Genomic DNA, 5,540 nt, shown 5'->3' on the forward strand with positions numbered 1-5,540 from the left:
GTTCGAACTGCCGACGCGACCCCGTACTGCCGCCGTGATCAGCCCCGGCTGGCGATCACCCGGTCGAGAGCGTCCACCGCGGCGTCGAGGACCGACTCGTCGACGGTGAGCGCGGGCCGGAAGCGGACGGACCGCTCGCCGCAGCCGAGGATGAGGAAGCCCTCGTCGTGCAGGCCGGCGAGGACGGCGTCGCGCACCTCGCGGGAGGGGAGCGAGACGGCGCACATGAGGCCACGGCCGCGGGGGTCGGTGACGACGCCCGGGTGGGCGGCGGCCAGCTTCTCCAGGCGCGCGAGCAGGCCGGCGCCGACGCGCGCGGCGCGCCCGACCAGGTCCTCGGCCTCGATCACCTCGAGGATGCGGCGGGAGCGCACCATGTCGACGAGGTTGCCGCCCCAGGTGGAGTTGATGCGCGACGACACGTGGAAGACGTTGTCGCCGACCTCGTCGACGCGGCCGCCGGCCATGACGCCGCACACCTGCGCCTTCTTGCCGAACGCGACGACGTCGGGCTGCACCCCGAGCTGCTGGTACGCCCAGGCGGTGCCGGTCATGCCGACGCCGGTCTGCACCTCGTCGAGCACGAACAGGGCGTCGTGCTCGCGGCACAGCGCCTGCATGGCCTGGAGGAACTCGGCGCGCAGGTGGTGGTCGCCGCCCTCGCCCTGGATCGGCTCGGCGACGAAGCACGCGATGTCGTGCGGGTGCGCCTCGAACGCGGCGCGGGCCTCGGCGAGCGCCTGGGCCTCGAGCGCCTCGACGTCGCGCGGGGTGCCGTCGGCGTCGTGCCCGGGGTAGGGCGAGGAGATGCGCGGCCAGTCGAACTTGGGGAACCGGGCGACCTTGCCGGGCTCGGTGTTGGTGAGCGACATGGTGTAGCCGGAGCGGCCGTGGAACGCGTGGCGCAGGTGCAGCACGCGCGTGCCGAGCTCGGCCGAGCGGCCGTGCGCCTCGTTGTGCCGCGACTTCCAGTCGAACGCGACCTTGAGCGCGTTCTCGACGGCGAGCGCGCCGCCGTCGACGAAGAAGAGGTAGGGCAGGGCCGGGTCGCCCAGCACGCGGGCGAAGGCGTCGACGAACCGGGCGAGCTCGACGGTGTAGACGTCGGAGTTGGACGGCTTGTTGATCGCCGCGCGTGTGAGCTCCGCGCGGAACTCCGGGTCGTGGACGAGGGCGGGGTGGTTCATGCCCAGGGGGTTGGAGGCGAAGAAGGTGAACAGGTCGGTCCACTCGCGGCCGTCGCGGGCGTCGACGAGGGTCGCGCCCTGCGACCGCTCGAGGTCGAGCACGAGGTCGAAGCCGTCCACGAGCAGGTGCTCGCGCAGCGACTCGAGGACGGCGGCGGCCTCGATCGAGCCACCGACGCTGGGGGCCGTGCGCTGAGAGATTGTCTCGGTCATACCCCGACCGTAGGGGAGAACTTTCGGTCAAACCAGAGTTTGGCCGGAAGAAGTATGGTCAACCGGCGATCGGACGTCCTTCGAAGTAGGTCCGCAGCACGATGGTGGAGCGCGTGGACACGCTCGCCTCGCGGCGGATCACGCCCAGCAGGTCCTCCAGGTCGCTGGGCGACGGCACCCGCACCAGCAGCAGGTAGTTCGCGTTGCCCGCGACCGACCAGCACGCCTCGATGCCGGGCACGTCGCGCAGCCGCTCGGGCGCGTCGTCGGCCTGCGACTGGTCCAGCGGCGTGATCTCGACGTACGCCGCGATCGGCAGCCCCGCGGCCTCGGGATCGACGACGGCGCGGTAGCCCGTGATCACGCCGCGCGCCTCCAGCTTGCGCACCCGCGCCTGCACGGCGGACTGCGACAGCCCGGTCACGCCGGCGAGCGCGGCCAGCGTGGCCCGCCCGTCGCCCTGCAGGGCGCGCACGAGCGCCCGGTCGACCTCGTCCTCGAGCATGCCTGGTCCTCTCCCGTCCCTGTCCCCACCGGTCCCCGCCGGTCCCCGCACGTCCCCCGCACCGTCATCGTGGGCGACGCGCGCGCGCCGGTCCACCCCGTCGCTGCCACCGGCTCGCGCCGGCGACGGGTCAGCCCGCGACCTCGGCGGCCTCCAGCCAGGCCAGCTCCAGCTCTTCCTTCTCCGCCGCGAGCTTCCGCAGCTTCTGGTCGAGCGCGGCGACGGCGGTGTAGTCGGTGGCGTCGGCGGCCATCTGGTCGTGCAGCGCCTTCTCCTCGTCGGAGATCCGCCCCAGCCGCCGCTCGACCCGCGCGATCTCCTTCCGCGCGGCCCGCACCTCCGCCGCCGACGCCTTCAGCCCTCCCCCACCGGACGACGCCGCGCTGCCGCCACCATCCCCGGACCGAGGCTGCGGGGTCGCGCCACCCGAGGCGGCGACCGCCCCGCGGGCGGCGTCGGGGGACGCCTCGTCGCGAGGCTGGACGGGCCTGGCGGGAGAGCCCGAGGAACGAGGGCTCGGATGGACGCCTCGCGACGAGGCATCCCCCGCCGCCGTCCCCCTGCCCCCCTCGACCCGACCCCTGCGCAGCTCCAGGTACTGCTCCACCCCGCCGGGCAGGTCCCGCAGCGCGCCGTCGCCGAGCAACGCCCACTGGCGGTCGCACACCCGCTCCAGGAGGTACCGGTCGTGGGAGACGACGATGAGCGTGCCGGGCCACCCGTCGAGCAGGTCCTCGACGGCGGCGAGGGTGTCGGTGTCGAGGTCGTTGGTGGGCTCGTCGAGCAGCAGCACGTTGGGCTCGGAGACGAGCAGGCGCAGCAGCTGGAGGCGCCGCCGCTCGCCGCCGGAGAGGCTGCGGACGACGGTGTGGGCGCGCTCGCGGGTGAAGCCGAGCCGTTCGGTGAGCTGCCCGGCGGTGAGCTCCTTGCCGTCGACGACGACGGTGCGCTTCTCGCGGTCGACGACCTGCACGGCGGTGAGGTGGCCGACGTCGTCGAGCTCGCCGACGTCCTGGGTGAGCTCGGCGACGTGCACGGTCTTGCCGCGCCGGACGCGGCCGGAGTCGGGTGCGCGGCGGCCGGCGAGCAGGGACAGCAGCGTGGTCTTGCCGGCGCCGTTGACGCCGACCACGCCGTACCGGTCGCCGGGGCCGAGGCGCCAGGTGACGTCGTCGAGCAGGACGCGGCGGCCGCCGGTGTCGTCCCGGGCGGGGACGGTGACGGTGACGTCCTCCAGGTCGAGCACGTCCTTGCCGAGCCGGCGGGTGGCCATCTGGGTGAGCTCGAGGGTGTCGCGGGGCGGCGGCTCGTCGTCGATGAGCGCGGCGGCGGCGTCGAGCCGGAACTTGGGCTTGGACGTGCGGGCGGGGGCGCCGCGCTTGAGCCAGGCGAGCTCCTTGCGCAGGAGGTTGTTGCGCTTCTCGGCGGCGGTGGCGGCCTGCCGGGCGCGCTCGGCGCGCGCGAGGATGTAGGCCGCGTAGCCGCCGTCGTACCCGTCGACGCCGCCGGAGCCGTCGCCGCGCACCTCCCAGGTGCGCGAGCAGACGGCGTCGAGGAACCAGCGGTCGTGCGTGACGACGACGAGCGCGCCGGTGGCGCCGGGGCGCCCGTAGCGGGCGGTGAGGTGCTCGGCGAGCCAGGCGACGCCTTCGACGTCGAGGTGGTTGGTGGGCTCGTCGAGCAGGAGCACGTCGGGGTCCTCGACGAGCAGCGCGGCGAGCGCGACGCGCCGCCGCTGCCCGCCGGAGAGCGTGGAGGCGGGCTGGTCGAGGTCGAGGTCGGCCAGGAGGCCGGCGTGCACGTTGCGGATGCGGGCGTCGGACGCCCACTCGTGGGTGGCGTCGTCGCCGTGCACGAGGTCGCGGATGGTCGCCGCGTCGTCGTCGACGTCGCGCTGGACGAGCATGCCGAGCCGCGAGCCGCCGACGCGCGTGACGCGGCCGGCGTCGGGCGCCTGGGTGCCGGCGAGCAGCCGCAGCAGGGTGGACTTGCCCGCCCCGTTGGGCCCGACGACGCCGACGCGGTCGCCGTCGTCGAGCCCGAGGGAGACGTCCTGCAGGAGGGTGCGAGTTCCGATGGTCAGCGCGATGCCGTCCGCGCCGAGAAGATGTGCCACCCCCCGAGGGTAGTCGTCAGTGCTGGTGCCCCCCGCAGGGCTGCTCGGCGGGCAGGGCAGGGTCGGCGTGCTCGATGAGCTCGCGCGCCTGCTCGGGGAACCAAGCCCCGGCGGGCGGGTCCTGCATGCCGCGCTCGGGGTCCAGCGGCCCGCCCGTGCCGCGGAAGCACTCGCCGTCGGACTCGCCCGGGACCTTGATCCACAGGCGCGCGTCCACGTACGGGTCGTCGGTCTCGAGGTCGGGCAGCTGCCCGAGCCCGCGGTCCGGCGGGTTGCACCAGACCTCGGGGTCCGTGTACTTGCCCGCCGGGGCCGCCCAGGAGCCCTGCCCGTTGCGGCTGGTGTCGAGGACGGCGTGCTTCTGCGTCGCGACGTCGCGCACGAGGCCCTGGTCGGCGAACGCCTGGTCGTAGGTGGCGTCGGTGAGGTGCCAGGTGGAGGTGTCGTCGAAGGTCGCCGGCCAGTACTGGCTCTGGCACGACGTGGCGGGGAACGACGAGCGGGTGGTGAGAGCGAGGCAGTCGCTGACCCAGCTCGCGTAGTGCGCGAGCCGGTCGTCGCTCTCGTAGTTGGACACGTTGACGAAGAACCCGTCCGCATTCGCGACGTTCGCCCGGGTGAGGCGGACGGTGGCGTCGCCGGGGCTGAGCCAGCTGCTGCCGGTGCCGTCGAGGTACACCTGCGTGCGCGGGAGGGCGGACAGCACGTCGACGGCGTGCGAGAGCTGCGCGAAGCGCTGGTCGGCGGCGGTGGCGGGGTCGAGCTGGTCGGGGCGGCAGCTCTCCAGGTTGCCGTTGATGTCGGTGTGCCAGGGGATCACGCCGAGGCCGTCGGGCTCGACGACGACGATGGCCTGGCGCTTGCCGATGCCGGCGGCCAGTCCTTCGATCCAGCGTGCGTAGGCCTCGCCGTCCGCGGCGCCGCCGGCCGAGTACAGGGAGCAGTCGCGGTACGGGATGTTGTACGCGACGAGGACGGGCACCGCGTCTGCCCTGGCCGCGCGGGCGGTGAGGTCGGAGGCGGCGCGGCGCACCTCGCGCGGGGTCCCGTCGGTGAACCAGGTGGCTGACGGGATGCGGGCGAGGCGCAGCGCGTCCTCGCGGGCCTGGCCGGTCAGGTCGGCGGCGTGCTCGACGGTCGAGCTGTGCGGGTCGACGTAGATCCCGCCGAGCTCCGTGTCCCACCGGTCGTGGTGGCCGTTCCCTTGGCCGTTCCCGTGGCCGCCCCCGTGCCCGTGTCCGGGTCCGTGGGCGGTGGCGGTGGGGGCTGCGGCGAGCCCGGCCGCCGCGACGAGCAGCGCTGCGGCCAGCGCGACGGCGCGGGTGCGCCGGTTCGATGACGTCATCGTCGTGGTCTCCTCAACATCGTTGTCCGAAGGAACCGTTGTCCGAAGAAAGCTGCCATGGAAGCGCTCCCACACCCGCACCTGCACGAGAGGGGAACGGCTCCGACTGCACTCGCGAGTGCACCACGCCGTGCCGGGACGGTCAAGGCCTGCCGCCGCGCCCTCCACGACGCC

4 protein-coding genes are annotated in these 5,540 nt (G+C 74.2%); all 4 read right to left on the reverse strand.

The features are described from left to right. Window positions 1-38 precede the first annotated feature (38 nt). The 4 genes from lat to ACWGKI_RS20515 all read right to left on the reverse strand — a co-directional run bounded on the left by lat (window position 39) and on the right by ACWGKI_RS20515 (window position 5,366). Window positions 39-1,400: an L-lysine 6-transaminase gene (lat, locus tag ACWGKI_RS20500; RefSeq protein ID WP_452189501.1), complete on the reverse strand. Its 1,362-nt coding sequence runs from the start codon at window positions 1,398-1,400 to the stop codon at window positions 39-41. Window positions 1,401-1,458: 58 nt separating this feature from the next. Next, on the reverse strand, window positions 1,459-1,905 hold the full coding sequence (locus ACWGKI_RS20505) for an Lrp/AsnC family transcriptional regulator (RefSeq protein WP_380245340.1): 447 nt from the start codon (window positions 1,903-1,905) through the stop codon (window positions 1,459-1,461). Between the two features lie 130 nt (window positions 1,906-2,035). Continuing rightward, window positions 2,036-4,021, reverse strand: coding sequence for an ABC-F family ATP-binding cassette domain-containing protein (locus ACWGKI_RS20510; protein WP_452189503.1), 1,986 nt, complete (start codon window positions 4,019-4,021; stop codon window positions 2,036-2,038). Window positions 4,022-4,037: 16 nt separating this feature from the next. Next, window positions 4,038-5,366 carry a glycoside hydrolase family 6 protein gene (locus tag ACWGKI_RS20515; protein WP_452189505.1) on the reverse strand — a complete coding sequence of 443 codons (1,329 nt, stop codon included), beginning with the start codon at window positions 5,364-5,366 and terminating at the stop codon, window positions 4,038-4,040. Between the last annotated feature and the right edge of the window lie 174 nt (window positions 5,367-5,540).

The sequence above is a fragment of the Isoptericola sp. NPDC055881 genome (assembly GCF_053615895.1).

What these genes read in the sequence shown, in the direction of transcription:
- ACWGKI_RS20505 (WP_380245340.1), bottom strand. Translation starts at nt 1,905, where the DNA reads ATGCTCGAGGACGAGGTCGACCGGGCGCTCGTGCGCGCCCTGCAGGGC.
- lat (WP_452189501.1), bottom strand. Translation starts at nt 1,400, where the DNA reads ATGACCGAGACAATCTCTCAGCGCACGGCCCCCAGCGTCGGTGGCTCG.
- ACWGKI_RS20515 (WP_452189505.1), bottom strand. Translation starts at nt 5,366, where the DNA reads ATGACGTCATCGAACCGGCGCACCCGCGCCGTCGCGCTGGCCGCAGCG.